The organism is Arenimonas metalli CF5-1 (assembly GCF_000747155.1).
GTDB classification, from domain to species: Bacteria; Pseudomonadota; Gammaproteobacteria; order Xanthomonadales; family Xanthomonadaceae; genus Arenimonas; species Arenimonas metalli.
Genome location: NZ_AVCK01000001.1, coordinates 80,319 through 99,300, shown reverse-complemented (window position 1 = coordinate 99,300; position 18,982 = coordinate 80,319). Strand labels below are relative to the sequence as shown.

Below are 18,982 nucleotides of genomic sequence, written 5' to 3'. Positions count from 1 at the left end.
CAAGCCGTTCGGCGGCAAGGGCAAGCGCGGTCCCGGCGGCGGCAAGCCCTTCGCCGGCCCGATGGGCCCCGATGCGCCGCGCGGCGCGCGTCCGCCCAAGCCCTTCGGCGCCAAGCCCTTCGGCGGCAAGCCGGGCGGCGCGCCCGGTGGCCCGCGTGGTCCGCGCGACGACAGCTTCGGCAACCGCGCACCCGGCGCGCCGGGCGGCGGCTTCAACAAGAAGCCGCGCGGCCCGCGCGGCGACGCGCAGCCGACGCACGCCAACGCACACGACAACAACCCGGCGGCGTTCCGCAGCTGGTACGTGCCCGAGGGCGTGGAAACCGGCTCCAAGGTCGCGCCGCCGCGCGGCCAGCGCCCGGGCGGCAAGCCCGCCGGTCCGCGTCCGCAGGGCGGCTCGCCCTACGGCCAGGCACGCGGTCCCGGTGGTCCCGGTGGTCCGGCGCGCGGTCCGCGCGGCCCGAAGCCGGGTGGTGACGCGCCCTACGGCCACTCGCGCGGCCCGGCCGGCCCGCGCGGCAACGCCCCCGCCGGCGCCAGCCCCTACGGCGGCCCGAAGAAGGGCCCGCGCGGCCCGGTCGACGGCAACCGCGGCCCGCGCCCGGGCGGCAACGGCGGCCCCCCGCCCTTCCGCAAGAAGCGCCCCGAGGGTTTGCCTTCGGACGATTGATCCGGATTTCCGTGGCGTTTTTTTGCCACGGATGAACACGGATAAGAGCCGATAAACACGGATAAAGCGAACGAAGGCGAAGAAGAAAGGCCAGAGTGGATATCTGTTTGAAACAGATATCCACTCTGGCCTTTTTCTTTGCTCTTTGAATTCGTCGCTTTGTCGCTTTTGCTGTATCCGTGTTTATCGGCTCTTATCCGTGTTCATCCGTGGCAAAAACCTCTTCCCGCCCGCTAGATGATCTCGAAGCGATCGGCGTCGAGGTGGGCAGGGAAGCGTTCGCGGTGGGCGGCGAGTGCGGAGGCCGAGAAGGTGGTGGTGCCGACGTGCACGCCCTCGCCGAATTCGAGCTGCGGCTGGCCCAGGAAGTCGAGGGCCACGCTGTCGCCGGCGTAGGCGATGCCGTTGCCGTCGGTGCCGGCGCGGTTGACCGCGGCGACGCAGCTCAGGTTCTCGATCGCGCGGGCGCGCAGCAGCGTCTGCCAGGCGTAGCGGCGCGGGGCCGGCCAGTTGGCTACGAACAGCAGCAGGTCGTAGTCAAAGCGGCCGGGCGCCTCGACGTCGAAGCGGTTGCGGATGAACACCGGGAAGCGCAGGTCGTAGCAGACCAGCGGGCAGACCCGCCACCCCTTCAACTCCACCGTGAGGCGATCGCGGCCGGCGGCGTAGCGCTCGTGCTCGCGCGCCATCCGGAACAGGTGGCGCTTGTCGTAGAAGGCCAGCCCGCCCTCGGGCGTGGCCCAGAGCAGGCGGTTGTAGACGCCCTCGCCCACCCGCAGCTGCACGCTGCCGGTGACGACCGCGCCGAGGCGCGCGGCTTGTTCGCGGATCCAGCGCACGGTCGGGCCGTCCATGTCTTCCGCACTGGCCAACGCCTCGTTGCTGAAGCCCGAGGTGAAGGTCTCCGGCAGCACCACCAGGTCGGTCTGGCCGGCCAGCGGCGCGATCAGCCCGCCGTAGCGGTCCCGGTTCGCCGCCGGGTCGTGCCAGACGGTGTCGCCCTGCACCAGCGAGACGCGGAGGTCCTGCATGCTCAGATCCTCGCCAGCCGCTCGATCGCGGCGTCCAGGGTGGACTCGACCTTCGCGAAGCAAAGCCGCGCCAGGCGCTGGCCCGCGGGCGGCGTTTCGTAGAACGGCGACAGCGGGATCGCGGCCACGCCCTTCTCGATCGTCAGCCAGCGGCAGAACTCCGCGTCCGGCAAGTCGCTCACCGCCGAGTAGTCCACCAGCTGGAAGTAGCCGCCCGGCACCGGCAGCGGCTTCAGGCGCGTGCCCAGCAGCTGCTCGCGGAAGCGGTCGCGCTTGGCCTGGTAGAAGGCGCCGAGCTCGTCGTAGTGCGCCGGCTCCTGCACGATCATCGCCGCGAACGCCCACTGCGCCGGGGCGAAGCTGCAGAAGGTGTTGTACTGGTGCACCTTGCGGAACTCGGCGCTGAGCTTCGGCGGCGCGATCGCGTAGCCGATCTTCCAGCCGGTGCAGTGGTAGGTCTTGCCGAAGCTGGAGACCACCACGGAGCGCTCGGCCAGCTCCGGATAGCGCAGCACGGACTCATGCCGGCGGCCGTCGAAGATGATGTGCTCGTAGACCTCGTCCGAGAGCAGGATGATGTCGGTGCCGCGCAGCAGGTCGGCCAGCGCCGCCATGTCGTCGGCGGTGAACATCGCGCCGGACGGGTTGTGCGGCGTGTTCACCATCAGCATGCGGGTGCGCGGCGTGATCGCGTCGCGCACGCGCTGCCAGTCGACGCTGAAATCCACCGGGTCCAGCGGTACGTGCACGGGAATCGCGCCGGCGAGGTCGATCGCCGGCTCGTAGCAGTCGTAGCAGGGGTCGAGCACGATCACTTCCTCGCCCGGGCTGACCAGGGCCAGGATGGCGTTGAAGATCGCTTCGCTGGCGCCGCTGGTCACCGTGACCTCGGCGTCGGCGTCCACGGCGCGGCCGTAGCAGCGCGCGGTCTTGGCGGCGATGGCCTGGCGCAGGGCCGGGATGCCGGTCATCGGCGCGTACTGGTTCTTGCCCTCGGCCATGGCGCGCGCGAGTTCGTCCACCAGCCGCTGCGGCACCGGGAAATCCGGGAAGCCCTGGCCCAGGTTGACCGCCTGGTGCTCCAGCGCCAGCTGGGACATCACGGTGAAGATGGTGGTGCCGACCTTCGGCAGCTTGTTGGGCACGTGCATGGGCAAGGGCGTCTGTTCGGTGAGGCCGCCATTATGCCGCGCGGCAACCTGTAGGAGGGACTTCAGTCCCGAAGCCTTTCGGCGAAAAGCTTCGGGACTGAAGTCCCTCCTACAGGGCAAAAAACAGGGGCCCCGAGGGGCCCCTGCTTCACGCGGACTGCCGCGGGATTACTGGCAGTTCTTGCGCTGCGACAGCTGCGCGACCGGGAGGTTCTGCACCCAGTTGCCCGACAGCGCGCCGGTCAGGTTGGCGTTCACCGACATGTTGGTCACGTCGTTGGTCGCCAGCGTGCGGGTGCCGGTGCCGGCGGCCGTGCCGGCCAGCTGCACCGGGGCGGACAGCGGCGAGAAGCCGGCGAACCACTGCAGGTTGAAGTTGCCGACGCTGCCGTCGTAGTTCTTCTGGCCGTACAGCCAGCGCGGGAAACCCTGGCCGTCGTAGACGTAGGGGATGAAGACTTCCTGCGGATTGGCGCCACCGGTGACCTGGTAGCTGTAGCCGAAGCCGGACAGGGTCGGCGAGAACCAGTGGCCGCTCACGTCGAGGGTCTGGCCGTTGAACTGCGGGCAGGTGCCGCCGCCGATGCGGACCATCGGCTCCGAACCGCTGCGACCGTCGAGGTTGAAGCTCATCGTCATGGTCTCGGCCCCGGTCGGGGTCACGATCACGTCGCCCACGTCCACCGCGTGCGTGCTGTCGCCGTCCCAGACCACGCGGAACAGTTCCGCCTTCCAGATGCCGTCCGCGCCGGGCGTCGCGCCCTGCGAGTAGTACCAGGTCGGGGTGGTGTCCTCGAGGTAGGCGTACCAGACCGAGATCCACTGGTCGGGGTTGCCGGCCGGGCCCGCGAAGTCGATGAACAGGCCGTGGCCGTCGCGCGCGGGGTTGAAGTACTGGCCCGACAGGAAGGCCGGCTTCACGCCCTGCGTGAGGATGCGCGCGGTGACGGTGGCGGACACGGTGCCGCCGGTGCCGTTGGTGGGCACCACGTAGTAGCGGCCCGGCGGCAGGTTGCCGCCCGCGACGGTGAGCGATTCATTGCCCGAGCCCGAGGCGACGCGGTAGATCGCCTGCCCGTTCCAGGCCGGCGCCGAGGCGATGGCCGGACCGGTCGGCGAGGCGACGTGCGCCACGTACAGGTCCACGTTGCCGCTGGCGTTGCTGGTGGTGAACTCGACGCTGGTGACGTTCGGCGGCACGTCGAAGTAGAGCTTGTCGTGGCTGGTGCCCGCCGGCAGGGTCACCGCGCGGCCGACGTTGTTGGCCAGCGCGAACGGCTCGAAGCTGCTGCCGCTGCGCGAGATGCGGATCGGCACTTCGATCGGGGTGGCGTCCGGGCTGGGCTGGATGAACAGCAGGCCCTCGCGCGACTGGCCATTGACCAGGCTGGGATCGTCGTAGGCCACGCGGATGCGGAAGGACGCGCTGGCCGAGGTGCGGCCGGGGCCGCTGGCCACCATCGCCGACGCACTCGAGGCCGAGATCGGCAGCAGCACCGAATCCACGCGCACGCCGGTGCCCGGGCCGCTGAAGTTCTGCACCACGATCCAGTACTGGCTGGCGCTGGGCTGGGAGGTGAAGCTCAGCACGCAGGACTCGTTGGAACCGCTCGTGAGCGAGGTGCAGAGTTCCTCGGCCACGCGGCCCGCGCCATTGAGGTCGGTGTCGCGGCCCACGAACAGGTCGATGTCCGGATTCGCCGCCGAGGTGGTCACGGTGAGGCGGTACTGAATCGGGTCGCTGCCGAACGGCGTGGCCGGCACCGAGACCAGGCGCAGGTAGGTGTTGGAGCCGGCGTCGTAGGGATCGTCGTTGGTGGGGTCGGCCGCGATGGTCTGCGTGGTGCTGACCGGCGCCACCAGGCTGGAGGTGCTGAAGCGCGCCTCCGGCATCGGCACCAGGCCGCTGAGCGTGACGTCGAAGTAGTCGCGCTCGCGCGTCACGTTGCGGGTGATCGTGGTCAGCGCCGCCTCGGCGCCCGAGGTGGCGAACGGCGAGACGTAGATCGACACCGGCAGGCGCAGGTTCGGGCGACCGTCGCCGGCGTTGTTCACCAGGGTGACGCTGCCGTAGACCCACTTGCCCACCAGGGCCGGGCTGTCGACGTTGACCGTGAAGCTGACCGACTGGCCAGCGGCGCTGCTGGTGAACGAGCCCAGGCTCGGGGTGATGGTGGCGCCCGGCGCGTCGGTGAAGCTGGCCTGCACGCTGTAGTTGGCGGGGGCGACGCCCGGCATCAGCTTGAAGGCGCGGGTCAGCACGCAGCTGCGGAAGCAGGCGCCGTGGGCGATGCTGGGCAGGTTGATGTTCTCGGCGCCGCCCGTGTACGGGTTGGCGCGCGGGGTGTTGAAGCCACCCGGCGGCACGTCGAGGTAGAGGCCGGCACGCGCGGCCAGGGCCACGTCCACCATGCCCGAACCCTGATCGTGCGGGGTGGTCGGCAGGGAGAACTCGGTGACCGAGGGGCGCGCGGTGAGCATCAGCGCCGAGATGACCTCGTCGGGCGTGTGGCTCGGGTGGATCGAGCGCAGCAGCGCGGCGGCGCCGGCCACGTGCGGGGACGACATCGAGGTACCGCTGAGCGTGGCCACCGACGTGTTGCTGGCGGTGCCGGCGGCGCGGATGCTGACGCCCGGGCCGGTGATGTCGGGCTTGTTCACGCCGAGCGGGACGACCGGGCCGCGGCCGCTGAAGCTGGCGAGGCGATCGCCGGCGCCGGAGCGGTCGTGGGTGGCGGCGGCGACGCCCATCACCCAGGGCGAGTTGGCCGGGTTGCCGTGCGTGCCCGGGTCCGGACCGTCGTTGCCGGCCGAGGCCGCCACCACGATGCCGGCCTCGCGCGCCGCCAGGAAGGATTCCGCGTCATCGGCGCTGGCGTCCCCGACCGTGGCCCAGGGATCGAAGGGGCCGCTGCCGATGGAGTAGTTGATGACGTCCACGCCGTCGGCGATGGCGCGGTCGATCGAGGCGAGGATGGCCGTGCCGGTGCAGGTATCGCCCGGGCAGGCCTTGTAGGCGATCAGGTTCGCGCGCGGCGCGACGCCGCTGTAGGTGACGCCCACGGAGGTGAACGGCGCGCCGACCGCCGTGGAGGCGGTATGGGTGCCGTGGCCGTCGTCGTCGATCGGGTCGCCGATGCCATTGGCCGGGCCGGTGAAGTCCCAGAGGCCGATCAGCTTGCTGTTGCAGGCCGAGGGCACCGAGGCGCAGTAGCCGACGAAGCCCGGCAGCGGATTGGTGATGCCCGCGCCCGAGAAGGACACGTGGGTGCGGTTGATGCCGCTGTCGATGACGCCGACGATCACGCCCTCGCCGCGGTTGGCGACGCCGGTGGCGGCACCGGACCAGACCTGGTCGGCCTTGATCCAGGCCGGGCCGCGGTCGGTCATCAGGTAGCGCTCGAACTCCGGGCGCACGGTGCGCACGCCGGGCAGGCCGGCGATGCGCTTGGCCTCGGCGGCGGTGAGCTCGACGCTCATGCCGTTGAGGCCATGGCGGAAGACCTGGGTTGGCTCCAGCGGGCGCATCAGCGCGATCGCCGCGTCGTTCAGGCGGGTGCGGCGGAGGTCGTCGAGGTAGTCGACGTATTCGACCGCCGCGGCGCTGGTGGCGTCGTACTTGCGCGCGCCGGTGGCGAGCGGGCTGGTCGCGGCCAGCGACGGACGGCCGGCGTCGGCCTTGCCGAAGCCGCGGAAGCGCGCGGCCGGGGCCTCGTCGAAGACGACGATGTAGGTCTGCAGCGCATCGGCACGCAGCGCGTCGGGATTCTTGGGCGAAGCGGCATCGGGCGAACCGGCCGGCAGGCCGAGGCCCAGGGCGATCGCGAGCATCAGGGGTGTGGCGCGCATGGAATTAGCTGTCCTGCAGATGAATGAGCCGCCCGATTCTCCCCCAGCCACATTGCAATCACAATCATCCGGTGGCAGGAAAACCGGGGCGCGGTCAACTATGTGAAGGATCGCTGTTCACGCCGCCGTTTGGTTACCGGGGCTGCCCTGACCTGCATCATGGACAGCACCAGCCCCGGCTCGTAGAATGCCCGCGCAATGACCGACTCCCCGCACGCCTCGTCCCCGCTGCTGCAGGCCCGCGGACTGTGCTTCTCGCGCAACGACGAGCCGGTGTTCGGCCCCCTCGACTTCACCCTCGGGCCCGGCGAAGCGCTGCTGGTGCTGGGCGGCAACGGCGCCGGCAAGACCACGCTGCTGCGCGTGCTGGCCGGTCTCCTGCCCGCCTCGGGCGGCGAGGTCGAGCTGCAGGGGCGGCCGGTGGACCGCGATCACTTGGCCCGCGGCAGCGCGTATCTCGGACACCTGCCCGGGCACAAGGCCGACCTGGGCGCGCTGGAAAACCTGGCCTACAGCCACGCCCTGCAGGGCGGCGACCCCGGCGCCGACCTCGCGGCCGCGCTCGCGGCCGTCGGCCTGGCCGGCCACGAGGACAGCCCCGCCCGCCGCCTCTCCGCCGGCCAGAACAAGCGCCTCGCCCTCGCCCGCCTGCGCCTGCAGCCGGCCCCGCTGTGGCTGCTGGACGAGCCCTACGCCAACCTCGACCTGGACGGCATCGCCCTGGTCAACCGTTTGATCCAGCAGCACCTCGCCAACGGCGGCGCTGCCCTGCTGACCACCCACGGCGCCTACGCCGCCCCGCCGGTGCCGGTGCGCACGCTCGCGCTGGGCCCGGCCCGGGTGCCGGCATGAGCGGCCCCTCGCTCCTGGCCGCCGGCCGCGCCCAGGCCCTGCGCGACCTGCGCCTGGTCTGGCGCCGGCGCGGTGATGCGGCCCAGCCGCTGCTGTTCTCCCTGATGGTGGTGGCGCTGTTCCCGCTGGCCCTCGGCGCCGACCCGCAGCAGCTGGCGCGCATCGCGCCGGGCGTGCTGTGGGTGGCGGTGCTGCTGTCGGGCCTGCTCACGCTGGATGCGCTCTACCGCAGCGACGTCGACGACGGCAGCCTCGAGCAGATGCTGCTCGCGCCCGTGCCGCTGGCCTGGCTGATCGCGGTGCGGGTTGGCGTGCACTGGCTCACGACCGCCTTGCCCCTGGTGCTGGCGACGCCGCTGCTGGCGCAGCTGCTGTACCTCCCGGGCGACCTGCTGCCGGTGTTGATGGCCTCGCTGTTGCTGGGCACGCCGCTGCTGAGCCTGGTGGGCGCCGTTGTCGCGGCGCTGACGGTCGGCATACGGCGCTCTGGTATGCTTTTGGCCCTGTTGGCGCTGCCTTTGTTCCTGCCCGTGCTGGTGTTCGGGGCAGGCAGCGTGATGGCCGCCGCGCAGGGTCTTCCCTGGGCCGGCGCCCTGCTGCTGCTGGGGGCCGGACTGGCCCTGGCCCTCGTGCTGGCCCCGCTCGCCGCCGCCGCGGCGGTCCGAATCGCCCTGAGCTGAAGAAGTCGCAAACCACCGTGAATCCCGTCCTGCTCTGGTTCCACCAACTCGGCTCGCCGCCGGTCTTCGATCGCTTCGCGGCGCGCTGGGTGCCGGTCTCCTTCCTGGTCGCCCTGGCGATGATGGCCGTGGGCCTCTACGGCGCGCTGTTCATGGTGCCGGCCGACTACCAGCAGGGCGACAGCTTCCGCATCCTCTACATCCACGTGCCGGCCGCGTGGATGAGCCTGTTCGTGTACGCGCTGATGGCGGTCTATGCCGTCATCGCCCTGGTCTGGCACATCAAGCTCTGCGAAGTTCTGGCGATGGCCTGCGCGCCGGTCGGCGCCTGGTTCACCTTCGTCACCCTGGCCACCGGTTCGATCTGGGGCAAGCCGATGTGGGGCACCTGGTGGGACTGGGACCCGCGCCTGACCTCCGAGCTCGTGCTGCTGTTCCTGTACCTGGGCGTGATCGGCCTGAACACCGCCATCGAGGACCGCCGCGCCGCCGCGCGCGCCGCCGGCTTCCTGGCCATCGTCGGCGTGGTGCTGCTGCCGGTGATCCGCTACTCGGTGGAGTGGTGGAACTCGCTGCACCAGGGCGCCACCATCAAGCTGTTCGGCGAATCGACCATGGATTCGTCGATGGCCTGGCCGCTGTGGGTGATGGTGTTCGCCACCAAGTTCTGGTTCATCGGCTCGCTGCTGCAGCGCGCCCGCGCCGACAACCTCGCGCGCGAGGCCGGCAAGGACTGGGCCCGCGCGGCCTCGGGGGTGGCGCGATGAACTACCTGGAATACGTCATCGGCGCCTACGCGGTGTTCGCCGCCTTCCTGGCCTGGGACTTCGCGGTGCCGCGACTGAAGCTGTCCCGTACCCGCCGCGAGATCGCCCGGCGCGCCGCGCGCGAGGCCGCCCGCAAGACCGGAACCCCCGCATGAACCCGATCCGCAAGCGCCGCCTGCTGCTCATCCTCGCCCTGCTCGCCGCCTCCGGCGTGGCCGCGGCGCTGGTCACCCTCGCCCTGCGCGAGAACATCACCTACCTCTACACGCCCAGCCAGGTGTTCGCGGGCGAAGCCGCCGACCAGGCCGTGTTCCGGCTCGGCGGCATGGTCGCCAAGGACACGCTCAAGCGCGAGGAAGGCACGCTGAAGGTGCAGTTCGGCGTCACCGACGGCGACGCGATCATGACCGCGCATTACGAAGGCATCCTCCCGGACCTGTTCCGCGAGAACCAGGCCGTGGTCGCCACCGGCCGCCGCGAGGGCGATGTCTTCATCGCCACCCAGGTGCTGGCCAAGCACGACGAGCAGTACATGCCCAAGGAAGTCGCCGACGCCATGGGCAAGGCGCACGAGAAGCACAAGGTCGAGGCGGCGCCCGCGGGCGAGGCCAAGCCGGGAGGCTACTGAGTGCTGCCCGAACTCGGATTGATCAGCCTGCTGCTGGCGATGGTGCTGGCGGTGGCGCTGTCAGTGCTGCCGCTGGCCGGCGCGCAGCGCGGCCACGCGGCCTGGATGGCCACGGCGCGGCCACTGGCCTACGGCCTGCTGGTGCTGGTGTCGGTGTCCTACGGGCTGCTGACCTGGGCCTTCCTGCAGCACGACTTCTCGGTGGCCTACGTCGCCCAGAACTCGAACACGCTGCTGCCGCGCGCCTACCAGATCACCGCGGTGTGGAGCGCCCACGAAGGCTCGCTGCTGCTGTGGATCTGGTTCCTGGTGCTGTGGACCGCGCTGGTCGCGCGCTTCTCGAAGGCGCTGCCGGCGCCGGTGGTGGCGCGCGTGCTGGCGGTGATGGGCATGGTGTCGGTGGGCTTCCTGGCCTTCACCGTGTTCACGTCCAACCCGTTCGTGCGCCTGCTGCCGGGCGCCGCCGAAGGCCGCGACATGAACCCGCTGCTGCAGGATCCGGGCATGATCTTCCACCCGCCGCTGCTCTACATGGGCTACGTCGGCTTCGCGGTGGCGTTCGCGTTCGCGGTGGCGGCGCTTATCGACGGCAAGGTGGACGCGCAGTGGGTGCGCTGGTCGCGGCCGTGGACCAACGTGGCCTGGGCCTTCCTGACGCTGGGCATCGCGCTGGGCAGTTTCTGGGCCTACTACGAGCTGGGCTGGGGCGGCTGGTGGTTCTGGGACCCGGTCGAGAACGCGAGCTTCATGCCCTGGCTGGTGGGCGCGGCGCTGGTGCACTCGCAGGCCGTCACCGAGAAGCGCGGCAGCTTCCGCGGCTGGACGATGCTGCTGGCGATCGCGGCGTTCTCGCTGTCGCTGCTGGGCACCTTCCTGGTGCGCTCGGGCGTGCTGACCTCGGTGCATGCGTTCGCCTCGGATCCCGAGCGCGGCATGTTCATCCTCATTTTCCTGGCGATCGTGATCGGTGGCTCGCTGCTGCTGTACGCGATCCGGGCGCCGAAGGTGGAGTCGGGCCAGCCGTTCGCGGCCGGGTCGCGCGAGACCTTCCTGCTGGCCAACAACCTGCTGCTGACCGCCTCGGCGGCGATGATCCTGCTGGGCACGCTGTACCCGCTGCTGGCCGATGCGCTGGACCTGGGCAAGATTTCGGTCGGACCGCCCTACTTCGGCCTGCTGTTCATCCTGCTGATGGCGCCGCTGGTGGCGCTGGTTCCGTTCGGGCCGCTGGTGCGCTGGCAGCGCGAGGACATGGCGCAGCCGCTGCGCTGGCTGGCGCCCTGGGCGGTGCTGGCGGTGATCGTCGGCGTCGTCGCCTTCTTCGCCTGGCCCGAGGGCACGGCCAAGACCGCGTTCGGCCTGCTGGGCGCCGCCTGGATCCTCGGCGGCACCGCCCGCTTCGTCTGGCAGCGCGCGCGCTCGAAGGGCAGCCGCTTCACCGCCGAGATGGTGGGCATGGTGCTGGCGCACGCGGGCATCGGCATCTTCGTGGCCGGCGTGTTCATCACCGAATCGACCAGCATCGAGCGTGACGTGGCGGCGCGGCCCGGCCAGGTGTTCGCGCTGCGCGGCTACGACTTCGCCTTCGACGGCGTCGAGAAGGCCCCGGGCCCGAACTTCATCGCCGACCGCGGCACCGTGCGCGTGAGCCGCGACGGCGAGGAGATCGCCGTGATGCATCCCGAGAAGCGCGCCTACAAGGCCGGCGGCCAGGTGATGACCGAGGCCGCGCTGCACGGCAGCCTGCACCGCGACCTCTACGTGGCGCTGGGCGAGCCGCTCGATGCCAACGGCACCTGGGCGCTGCGCCTGTACGTGAAGCCCTGGATCCGGCTGATCTGGCTCGGCTCGCTGTTCATGGCCCTGGGCGGCTTCATCGTCGCCTTCGACCAGCGCTTCCGCCGCAAGGTGCCGGCATGATCCGGCGGCTGCTGCCCTTCATCGCTTTCCTCGGCCTGGCCGTGCTGCTGGGCGTGGGCGTGATGATGAACTCCGGCAAGGACACCAGCGCGATCCCGTCGCCGCTGGTGGGCAAGCCGGCGCCCGACTTCGCGCTGCCGGTGCTGGGCGAGCCGGAGCGCATCGTGCGCAACACCGACCTGCTCGGCGCGCCCTACCTGCTCAACGTCTGGGGCAGCTGGTGCCCGGCCTGCCGCGACGAGCACCCGGTGATCACGCGCCTGGCCGAGAGCGGCGTGATCAAGGTGGTCGGCTACGACTACAAGGACACCCCCGGGGACGCGCAGCGCTGGCTGCAGCAGTTCGGCAATCCCTACGACCTCGTCATCACCGACGAGGAGGGCCGCGCCGCGCTCGACTGGGGCATCTATGGCGCGCCCGAGACCTTCCTGGTGGACGCGCAGGGCGTGATCCGCTGGAAGCACGTCGGGCCGGTGACGGACGAAGTCGTCGAGGCGCAGCTGCTGCCGTTGATCGAGGATCTGCGATGAAGCGCCTTCTCTTCCTGCTGCTGATGCTCGCTTCGCTGGTGGCCACGGCCGCCGCGCCCATCGAGTTCCGCGACGCGGCCGAGGAAACGCGTTTCCGGGCGCTGGCCGCCGAGCTGCGCTGCGTGATGTGCCAGAACCAGTCGCTGGCCGACTCCAACGCCCAGATCGCGGAGGACCTGCGCCGCCAGGTGCTGGACCTGATGCGCGAGGGCAAGAGCGACGACGAGATCAAGGACTACCTGGTCGCGCGCTACAGCGACTTCGTGCTCTACAACCCGCCGGTGAAGCCGAGCACCTGGCTGCTGTGGTTCGGACCGGCGCTGATCCTGCTCGGTGGCGCCGCCGTGCTGGTGGTCGTGGTGCGCCGCCGCGCCGCCGCCGCCCCCGCGGTGCCGCCGCCCAACGATTCCCAGGAGTGGTGATGACGTCCTTCCTGATCGGCGCCGCGCTGCTGGTCGCGCTCGCCCTCGCCTTCGTGCTGCCGCCGCTGTGGCGCTCGGCGCGCGGCAGCGCGCTGGCGCTGCTGCTGGCGGTGCCCGCGCTGACCGTGGGCCTCTACTACGCGGTGGGCGAGCCCGACGCGCTGGACCCGGCCAACGTCGAGGCCCCGACCACGCTGGAAGGCGCCATCGCGCAGCTGGAGCGTCGCCTCGCGGACGAGCCCGGCAGCGTCGAAGGCTGGGTGCTGCTGGGCCGCAGCCGCATGGCGCAGCAGCGCTGGGCCGACGCCCGCGATGCCTTCGCCAAGGCCTACGCGATCCTGCCGGACGAGCCGGACCTGATGGTCGAGTACGCCGACGCGCAGATGCGCGCCGCGCCCGATGGCCGCTTCCCCGACAGCGCCACCGCCCTGCTGGAGAAAGTGGTGGCCGGCACGCCGACGCACCAGCGCGGCCTCTTCTTCCTCGGCGCGCAGCGCCTGCAGTCCGGCCAGCCGGCCGAGGCCGCCGCGCTCTGGGAACGCCTGCTGCCGCTGCTGGATCCGCAAACCGCGCTGGCGCTGAAGCCGCAGCTGGACCAGGCGCGCGAACTGGCGGGCCTGGCGCCGCTGGAGGACCTGCCGGCTGCCGCGGGCCCGTCGATCACCGTCACCGTGTCGCTGGCGCCTGCGCTGGCGCAGCAGGTCGGCGACGGCAGCGCGCTCTACGTCTTCGCCCGCACCGCCGACGGCGCCGGCCTGCCGGTGGCGGTCAAGCGCCTGCCGGCCACCGGCTTCCCGCTCACGCTCACGCTGTCGGATGCCGACGGCCTGATGCCGGCGCAGAAGCTGTCGATGCAGAAGGAAGTCCGCGTGCTGGCGCGCATTTCGAAGTCCGGTGACGCGGCCGCCGCGACGGGTGATCTCGAGGCAGGCGCCGTGACGCTGGCCGTCGCCGACGGCGCCCGCGCCGAGCTGGTGATCGACCAGGTGCTGCCGTGACCGAGGTGATCCCGCCGGGCACGCGCTTCGTCGCCCTGCCCTCGCCGTTCGCGTTCAAGCGCGGCGGCGAGCTCCACGGCGCGCGTATGGCCTTCGAGACCTGGGGCGAATTGAACGCCGAGCGCGACAACGCCGTGCTGATCTTTACCGGCCTGTCGCCGAATGCGCATGCCGCGTCGAATGAAGCCAACCCGGAGCCGGGCTGGTGGGAAGCAATGCTGGGCCCCGGCAAGCCGATCGACACCGACCGCTGGTTCGTGGTGTGCGTTAATGCGCTGGGCAGCTGCAAGGGTTCGACTGGCGCGGCGTCGATCGACCCGGCCACCGGCCAGCCTTACCGCCTCGCCTACCCCGACTTGTCGATCGAGGACGGCGCGCGCGCCGCGCACCACGTCGTCCGCTCGCTCGGCATCGAGCGCCTGGCCTGCGTGATCGGCAACTCGATGGGCGGCATGACCGCGCTGGCTTTCCTGCTGCTGCACCCGGGCGCGGCGCGCATGCACATCAACGTCTCGGGAAGCGCGCAGGCGCTGCCGTTCTCGATTGCCATCCGCTCGCTGCAGCGCGAGGCGATCCGGCTCGATCCGAACTGGAACCAGGGCCTCTACGACGAGCATGCCTATCCGGAAAACGGCATGCGCATCGCCCGAAAGCTCGGCGTGGTGACGTATCGCTCTGCGATGGAGTGGGACGGCCGCTTCGGCCGCGTGCGCCTGGACAGCGAATGCCGCGAGGACGATCCCTTCGGCCAGGAGTTCGAGGTCGAGCGTTACCTCGAGGGCCACGCCCGCCGCTTCGTGCGCAGCTTCGACCCGAACTGCTACCTGTACCTGGGCCGCGCGATGGACTGGTTCGACGTGGCCGAGTACGGCAACGGCGACGTGCTGCGCGGGCTGGCGACCATCAGGCTCGAGCGCGCGCTGGCGATCGGCGTGCACACCGACATCCTCTTCCCCCTGCAGCAGCAGGAACAGGTGGCCGACGGCCTGCGCGCCGGCGGCGCCGATTCGGAGTTCCTTCCCCTGCCCTCGCCCCAGGGCCACGACGCCTTCCTCGTCGACATCGACCGCTTCGGCCCCGCCATCGGTGGGTTCCTCGCGAGGCTGTAGCAGTTTTTTTTCCACGGATTTTCACGGAGAAGAACACGGATACGCACGGATAGAGCGAAAGAGGAGTGGGTTTTCGCCGGGATGAGGTTGGGCGGCGAAGGCGCTCCTGTTCATTGATTCATCCGTGGGTTTCCGTGGCTGTCTCCAATCCGTGTTTATCCGTGGCAAAAAACAAAAGACCCGCTTGCGCGGGTCTCTTGATCGACAAATGAACCTGGTTCATTTGCTTGGTACCGGTGATAGGACTCGAACCTACACGACATCGCTGCCAAGGGATTTTGAGTCCCCCGCGTCTACCATTCCGCCACACCGGCACGTTGGCGCGGCGATTATAGCTCAGGCCGCTTCGTCCAGGCCGAGCTGGCGTTCGGCCTTGGTGTACCAGCCCTCGCCCGCGGGGTGGAAGTGCGCGCAGCAGGTCAGGGCCTGCTTGTAGATGTGCAGGGACACCGCGATGTCGGTGGCGCTGGGGTTGCGGATGGTGTGGTACTCGTGCGGCGGGATCAGGCTGCCGGCCGAGCCGGCGCCGGCCAGCGTGGTGCCCACGGGCTCGAACTGGAAGCGGTCGCCGTCGCGCCCGCGCAGGTCGTACTGGGTGATCTCCAGCTGGCCCTCGACGATGCCCTCGACGCACCACACGCCGGAATGGTCGTGGATGGCGGTGCCCTGCCCCGGGCCCCAGGTCATCGCCACCACGCTGAAGCCGGTCAGCTCGCAGCGGTAGAGCTCGCGGCGGGCGTAGTGGTCGGCCACCGGCTCGAGCACGCAGGCCGGAAGGGTCATCGCGCGGTTTCGGATCAGCCCGGAGAGGCCATTGCGGATGCAGTCGGTGGTGTGGCGCTGGCAGTCGCCGGTGACCGCCGCGTTGATCATCGCGATCAGCTTGTCGCTGCCGGGGAATTCGAGGGCCAACATGGCATCACCAGGGGTTTCGGGATGCCGGGCAGTTTACCACCGCCCTTTCACGCCGCCTTGAGTCGCGTCAAAGCCCCTCGGGCCGCGGCCAGGGCCACCAGCCGCGCCCGGTCAGGGCGTAGCGGTCGGCCGCCTGCTCGAAGCGGTTGCGGTGGCTGATGCCGCCGCAGGCGAAGTACAGCGGCAGGAATAGCGGCCCCAGCGCCAGGTACTGCAGCACGTGGGCGCGCTCGTGGTCGCCCAGCCGCACCTGCTGGTCGCGGCCGCCGCGGGCGCGGCAGGCGTAGGTCACGGCCGGCTCGTCCAGGCTGGCGCCGGTGTGCAGGATCACGTTGCCCAGGGTCAGCGCGCCGCCGGGACCCCAGGGATAGCGATGGAACACCAGGGCCGCGTCCGAGAACCGCGCGCGGGCCCCGAAGGGCATTCCGGCCAGGCCGGCCAGCAGGCCCGCCACCGTCACCGGGCTGGCCCAGGCCAGGCCCAGCGTGGCGACCAGCATCCGCGCGAGGCCGGCCAGGAGGGGCATGGCCTTACTGGCCGCCCCAGATCAGCCGGGCCAGCGCCTCGGCGTGGTCGGGCGAAAGCTGGGTGGCGTTGTGGGTGAACGCATTGATGGCCCAGCAGGCGTCTGCATCGGGCGCCGAGCGGGGGTCCTGCACCACCCGCTGCAGGCGCGCGACGTCGTTCTGGTTGAAGCGGCGGCCCAGCTCCATCAGCGCGCGCTCGCGTGCGGCCAGGTCGATGGGGCGCTCGGGCAGGTCGTTGACTTCGGCCTTGAGGGCGGCCAGGTAGAAGCGCCAGAAGTTGAGGTGGTGGCGCGGCGGCAGGCGCTCGAGGGCGCCCTGCACGTCGGCGCCCAGCACCCGGTCGAAGTCGTCCTTCGGCCGCATCAGCTTGGCGCAGTTGGCCTGCTGCAGGCGAGGGATCACGGCGGCCATGGCGCGGGTCACCGAGATCAGCTGCGCGCCATCGAGCGACCGGGCGCCCCGGCGCAGCGCCGCGTCCATCTCGGCATACAGGCCCTTGCTGGTGAAGGTGCCGGCGAAGCGGTCGCGCAGCTGCGGATCGGCGTTGAACTGGTCCACGAACTCCTGCTGCTGCGCATGCAGCGCCGAGCCGGGCGCGTACGGGTTCTTCAGCTCGCCGCTGGCCAGGAGCAGCACCGGCTGGTCCGACAGCAGCGACTTGCCCACCACCGCGGCGCCAATGACCAACGCCAGGATCAACAGCAGCTTCTTCATGCCTTGCCCGCCTTCGAATGAGGGCGCCGATGCTACCACCGCGCGCTTGTCCGGAACCGCCGCGGTCTGCCAACCTAGCCGCTTGGTACAAGGGGACTAACATGCACCAGTCCGACGCCGCGGCCGCGCCCGGCACCGACGATCCGCAGCAGCTTCCCAAGCGCACCACGCCCACCTGGGACATGGAGCTGCTGATCTCCGGCGCCACGGTGTTCGGCCTGCTGCAGCTGCCGGCGGTCGTCGACCGCGTCATGTTCAACATGAACAACGGCAGCGCCGTGGAAATCGGCGCGCTGGTGATTGCGCTGTGGGTCTACGTCAAGTTCGCCCTGCTCACCCTGATCGCCACCTTCATCGCCCACCTCGCGCTGCGCGGCCACTGGGTCGCACTGGTCGGCCTGAATTCGGTGTACCCGGAAGGCATCCGCTGGGACAAGCTCCGGCGCATGGGCCCCTACTACACCGACACCAGCCGGGAGCGCTGCGGCGACATGTCCGAGCTGATCGAGCGCGCCGACAACCTCGCCAGCCGCGTGTTCGGCGTCGGCTTCGGGATGGCGGCGCTGATGCTGATGCCGATCGTGATCGTGGGCCTCGGCACCGGGCTGGTTTGGGGCTACCTCGCGCTCGGCGGCCCGGGCGGCGACGCCACGCTTTACGTGTTGATGGGCGGGTTCCTGTTGATGTACCTGCCGTTCGCCGTACTGGTGGCCTGGGATCGGCGCCGGGGCAAGCGTGCGTCGGAGGGCACGCGCGAGCAACGCTGGCTGCGTCGCGGGTTCCGGTTCTACGCAGCGCTGGGTTTCAGCCGCAGCAGCAACCCGCTGCTGCTGCTGTTCGGCAGCAACGAGGGCGGCCGGCTCACCGGCTGGCTGGTGGGCATCACGATGGCGCTGATGATGGCGGTGGTGAGCTACCAGGCCTTCGCGGCGCGCGTCGGCTGGGGCTTCGGTGATTACCCGGGACTGCCGGACGATCGCGCGATGAGCTCGAACACCCTGCTGCCCATGCATTACGCCAGCCAGCGCGGCGATGCGGTGATCCTGGTGCCGCCGCCCTTCATCCCCGACCCGGTCGTGCGCGGTCCCTACCTGCGCGTGTTCATTCCCTACCTGCCGTCGCGCCACACGCTGGCGATGCAGCGACGCTGCCCCGAGGCGCTGGCACAGGACGATCCGCAAGGCGACCGCGTGCGCCTGGCCTGCCTGTCCGCCATTCTCGACCTGCGCATCGACGGCCAGCCGGTCGCGGTGCCGCTCGATGCCGCCGAAGACCCGCAGACGGGACAGCGCGGGCTGCTGGCGATGATCCCGGTGTCGGCGCTGGCCGCCGGCCGCCACGAACTCACGGTGATGCCGCCGACCGGAAAAGAGCGGGCCCCGGTCGACGCGGACACTAGGCCCTACCGCATCCCGTTCTGGCGCTGATCAGGCCTCGCGCGCGGGATCGGCCAGCGCCAGCGCGCCCAGCAGCACGCCGGCCTGGGTGCGGTTGCGCACGCCGAGCTTCTCGAAGATGGCGCTCATATGCGCCTTCACCGTGCGCTCCTGGATGCCAAGCTCGTCGGCGATCTGCTTGTTGAGGCGGCCTTCCGCCACGCGCGCCAGCACCTTGAACTGCTGCGGGCTGAGCGTGGCCAGCCGCGCGGCGGTCTCGCGATCGCCGGGCTCGGCGGGCGCGCCCTTCACCGCCTCGCGCAGCGCCGGCGGCAGCCATTCCTCGCAGGCCAGCACGGCGCGCAGGCCCGCCTGCAGCTCGGACAGGTCGGCGCGCTTGGTGAGGTAGCCGGCGGCGCCATACGCGAGTGCGCGGCGGATGGTGACGGGGTCGTCGTGCGCGGAGATCATCGCCACGGCCACGCCCGGGTGCTCGGCGCGCAGCGAGGCCAGCCCGACCAGGCCATGGCTGCCGGGCATGTGCAGGTCGAGCAGCACGAGGTCGGTGTCGGGATGCGCGGCGAGTGCGGCCTGCACGCCCGGCAGGTCCTCGGCCTCGTGGATCGTGGCATCGGGCAGCACGCCGCGCACCGCCTGCGTGAGCGCGAGGCGATACAGCGGATGGTCGTCGGCAATCAGCAGTCGCGTCATGCGCCCGATTCTATCCGCATCCCTGGCCCGCGCCCTGTAGGAGGGACTTCAGTCCCGAGGCTTTCCGGCGAAAAGCTTCGGGACTGAAGTCCCTCCTACAAGGAAGGCTGAACGCCGGTTCGGTGTTCACCG

The 18,982-nt window shown here is 70.7% G+C and carries 18 protein-coding genes, 1 tRNA gene and 1 pseudogene; 12 read left to right on the top strand and 8 right to left on the bottom strand.

The genetic code is table 11. The annotated features are described in order from the left end of the window. Window positions 1-670 (top strand): annotated as a pseudogene (locus N787_RS15090) (hypothetical protein); the annotation flags it as partial. Window positions 671-903: 233 nt separating this feature from the next. Here N787_RS15090 and N787_RS00475 read toward each other — a convergent pair. The 3 genes from N787_RS00475 to N787_RS00465 all read right to left on the bottom strand — a co-directional run bounded on the left by N787_RS00475 (window position 904) and on the right by N787_RS00465 (window position 6,701). Next, entirely contained in the window at window positions 904-1,701 is a 798-nt protein-coding gene (locus tag N787_RS00475; RefSeq protein WP_034209960.1) for an amidohydrolase, read from the bottom strand. Window positions 1,702-1,703: 2 nt separating this feature from the next. Further along, window positions 1,704-2,852: a pyridoxal phosphate-dependent aminotransferase gene (locus N787_RS00470; RefSeq protein WP_034209959.1), complete on the bottom strand. Its 1,149-nt coding sequence runs from the start codon at window positions 2,850-2,852 to the stop codon at window positions 1,704-1,706. Window positions 2,853-3,020: 168 nt separating this feature from the next. Continuing rightward, window positions 3,021-6,701: a S8 family peptidase gene (locus N787_RS00465; RefSeq protein WP_084590547.1), complete on the bottom strand. Its 3,681-nt coding sequence runs from the start codon at window positions 6,699-6,701 to the stop codon at window positions 3,021-3,023. A gap of 198 nt (window positions 6,702-6,899) precedes the next feature. On the opposite strand from N787_RS00465, the gene ccmA reads away from it, so the two are divergent. From ccmA to metX, 10 genes are read left to right on the top strand one after another with little or no spacing between them, the layout of a single operon-like run. Next, window positions 6,900-7,553 carry a heme ABC exporter ATP-binding protein CcmA gene (gene ccmA / locus N787_RS00460; protein ID WP_034209957.1) on the top strand — a complete coding sequence of 218 codons (654 nt, stop codon included), beginning with the start codon at window positions 6,900-6,902 and terminating at the stop codon, window positions 7,551-7,553. Then, the gene (ccmB, locus tag N787_RS00455) at window positions 7,550-8,233 is read left to right on the top strand and encodes a heme exporter protein CcmB (protein WP_034209956.1); all 684 of its coding nucleotides are present in this window, start codon (window positions 7,550-7,552) and stop codon (window positions 8,231-8,233) included. Before ccmA ends, ccmB begins: the two co-directional genes overlap by 4 nt. 17 nt (window positions 8,234-8,250) lie before the next feature. Next, window positions 8,251-9,000: a heme ABC transporter permease CcmC gene (gene ccmC, locus N787_RS00450; protein ID WP_034209955.1), complete on the top strand. Its 750-nt coding sequence runs from the start codon at window positions 8,251-8,253 to the stop codon at window positions 8,998-9,000. Then, window positions 8,997-9,155: a heme exporter protein CcmD gene (gene ccmD, locus N787_RS14550; RefSeq protein WP_084590546.1), complete on the top strand. Its 159-nt coding sequence runs from the start codon at window positions 8,997-8,999 to the stop codon at window positions 9,153-9,155. The genes ccmC and ccmD overlap by 4 nt, the downstream gene beginning before the upstream one ends. Then, window positions 9,152-9,628 (top strand): cytochrome c maturation protein CcmE, encoded by a 477-nt coding sequence (ccmE, locus tag N787_RS15175; protein ID WP_034209954.1) that lies wholly within the window; start codon window positions 9,152-9,154, stop codon window positions 9,626-9,628. The genes ccmD and ccmE overlap by 4 nt, the downstream gene beginning before the upstream one ends. Next, window positions 9,629-11,548 carry a heme lyase CcmF/NrfE family subunit gene (locus N787_RS00440; RefSeq protein ID WP_034209953.1) on the top strand — a complete coding sequence of 640 codons (1,920 nt, stop codon included), beginning with the start codon at window positions 9,629-9,631 and terminating at the stop codon, window positions 11,546-11,548. Beyond that, entirely contained in the window at window positions 11,545-12,078 is a 534-nt protein-coding gene (locus N787_RS00435) for a DsbE family thiol:disulfide interchange protein (protein WP_034209952.1), read from the top strand. Before N787_RS00440 ends, N787_RS00435 begins: the two co-directional genes overlap by 4 nt. Next, the gene (locus N787_RS00430) at window positions 12,075-12,500 is read left to right on the top strand and encodes a cytochrome c-type biogenesis protein (RefSeq protein WP_034209951.1); all 426 of its coding nucleotides are present in this window, start codon (window positions 12,075-12,077) and stop codon (window positions 12,498-12,500) included. The genes N787_RS00435 and N787_RS00430 overlap by 4 nt, the downstream gene beginning before the upstream one ends. Then, window positions 12,500-13,498 (top strand): tetratricopeptide repeat protein, encoded by a 999-nt coding sequence (locus N787_RS00425; RefSeq protein ID WP_034209950.1) that lies wholly within the window; start codon window positions 12,500-12,502, stop codon window positions 13,496-13,498. Before N787_RS00430 ends, N787_RS00425 begins: the two co-directional genes overlap by 1 nt. Then, the gene (metX, locus tag N787_RS00420) at window positions 13,495-14,607 is read left to right on the top strand and encodes a homoserine O-acetyltransferase MetX (RefSeq protein ID WP_034209949.1); all 1,113 of its coding nucleotides are present in this window, start codon (window positions 13,495-13,497) and stop codon (window positions 14,605-14,607) included. Before N787_RS00425 ends, metX begins: the two co-directional genes overlap by 4 nt. A 228-nt stretch (window positions 14,608-14,835) precedes the next feature. On the opposite strand, the gene N787_RS00415 is transcribed toward metX, so the two are convergent. The 4 genes from N787_RS00415 to N787_RS00400 form a co-directional block, all read right to left on the bottom strand. Continuing rightward, window positions 14,836-14,921, bottom strand: a tRNA-Leu gene (locus tag N787_RS00415). 22 nt (window positions 14,922-14,943) lie between these two features. Then, window positions 14,944-15,522 (bottom strand): cysteine dioxygenase family protein, encoded by a 579-nt coding sequence (locus N787_RS00410; RefSeq protein ID WP_034209948.1) that lies wholly within the window; start codon window positions 15,520-15,522, stop codon window positions 14,944-14,946. Between the two features lie 67 nt (window positions 15,523-15,589). After that, a complete protein-coding gene (locus N787_RS00405) occupies window positions 15,590-16,048 on the bottom strand; it encodes a hypothetical protein (protein WP_052574978.1) in 459 nt (152 codons plus the stop codon). Window positions 16,049-16,052: 4 nt separating this feature from the next. Continuing rightward, window positions 16,053-16,763, bottom strand: coding sequence for a hypothetical protein (locus N787_RS00400; RefSeq protein WP_034209947.1), 711 nt, complete (start codon window positions 16,761-16,763; stop codon window positions 16,053-16,055). Between the two features lie 101 nt (window positions 16,764-16,864). On the opposite strand from N787_RS00400, the gene N787_RS00395 reads away from it, so the two are divergent. Next, on the top strand, window positions 16,865-18,190 hold the full coding sequence (locus tag N787_RS00395) for a hypothetical protein (RefSeq protein WP_034209946.1): 1,326 nt from the start codon (window positions 16,865-16,867) through the stop codon (window positions 18,188-18,190). Here the strand turns inward: N787_RS00395 and N787_RS00390 are convergent, their stop codons facing one another. After that, complete coding sequence (locus N787_RS00390; RefSeq protein WP_034209945.1) at window positions 18,191-18,850, bottom strand: response regulator; 660 nt, start codon at window positions 18,848-18,850, stop codon at window positions 18,191-18,193. Window positions 18,851-18,982: the final 132 nt, after the last annotated feature.

Coding starts and splice junctions, on each gene's coding strand:
- N787_RS00475 (WP_034209960.1), bottom strand. CDS start 1,701: ATGCAGGACCTCCGCGTCTCGCTGGTGCAGGGCGACACCGTCTGGCAC.
- N787_RS00470 (WP_034209959.1), bottom strand. CDS start 2,852: ATGCACGTGCCCAACAAGCTGCCGAAGGTCGGCACCACCATCTTCACC.
- N787_RS00465 (WP_084590547.1), bottom strand. CDS start 6,701: ATGCGCGCCACACCCCTGATGCTCGCGATCGCCCTGGGCCTCGGCCTG.
- ccmA (WP_034209957.1), top strand. CDS start 6,900: ATGACCGACTCCCCGCACGCCTCGTCCCCGCTGCTGCAGGCCCGCGGA.
- ccmB (WP_034209956.1), top strand. CDS start 7,550: ATGAGCGGCCCCTCGCTCCTGGCCGCCGGCCGCGCCCAGGCCCTGCGC.
- ccmD (WP_084590546.1), top strand. CDS start 8,997: ATGAACTACCTGGAATACGTCATCGGCGCCTACGCGGTGTTCGCCGCC.
- ccmE (WP_034209954.1), top strand. CDS start 9,152: ATGAACCCGATCCGCAAGCGCCGCCTGCTGCTCATCCTCGCCCTGCTC.
- N787_RS00435 (WP_034209952.1), top strand. CDS start 11,545: ATGATCCGGCGGCTGCTGCCCTTCATCGCTTTCCTCGGCCTGGCCGTG.
- N787_RS00430 (WP_034209951.1), top strand. CDS start 12,075: ATGAAGCGCCTTCTCTTCCTGCTGCTGATGCTCGCTTCGCTGGTGGCC.
- N787_RS00425 (WP_034209950.1), top strand. CDS start 12,500: ATGACGTCCTTCCTGATCGGCGCCGCGCTGCTGGTCGCGCTCGCCCTC.
- N787_RS00410 (WP_034209948.1), bottom strand. CDS start 15,522: ATGTTGGCCCTCGAATTCCCCGGCAGCGACAAGCTGATCGCGATGATC.
- N787_RS00405 (WP_052574978.1), bottom strand. CDS start 16,048: ATGCCCCTCCTGGCCGGCCTCGCGCGGATGCTGGTCGCCACGCTGGGC.
- N787_RS00400 (WP_034209947.1), bottom strand. CDS start 16,763: ATGAAGAAGCTGCTGTTGATCCTGGCGTTGGTCATTGGCGCCGCGGTG.
- N787_RS00395 (WP_034209946.1), top strand. CDS start 16,865: ATGCACCAGTCCGACGCCGCGGCCGCGCCCGGCACCGACGATCCGCAG.
- N787_RS00390 (WP_034209945.1), bottom strand. CDS start 18,850: ATGACGCGACTGCTGATTGCCGACGACCATCCGCTGTATCGCCTCGCG.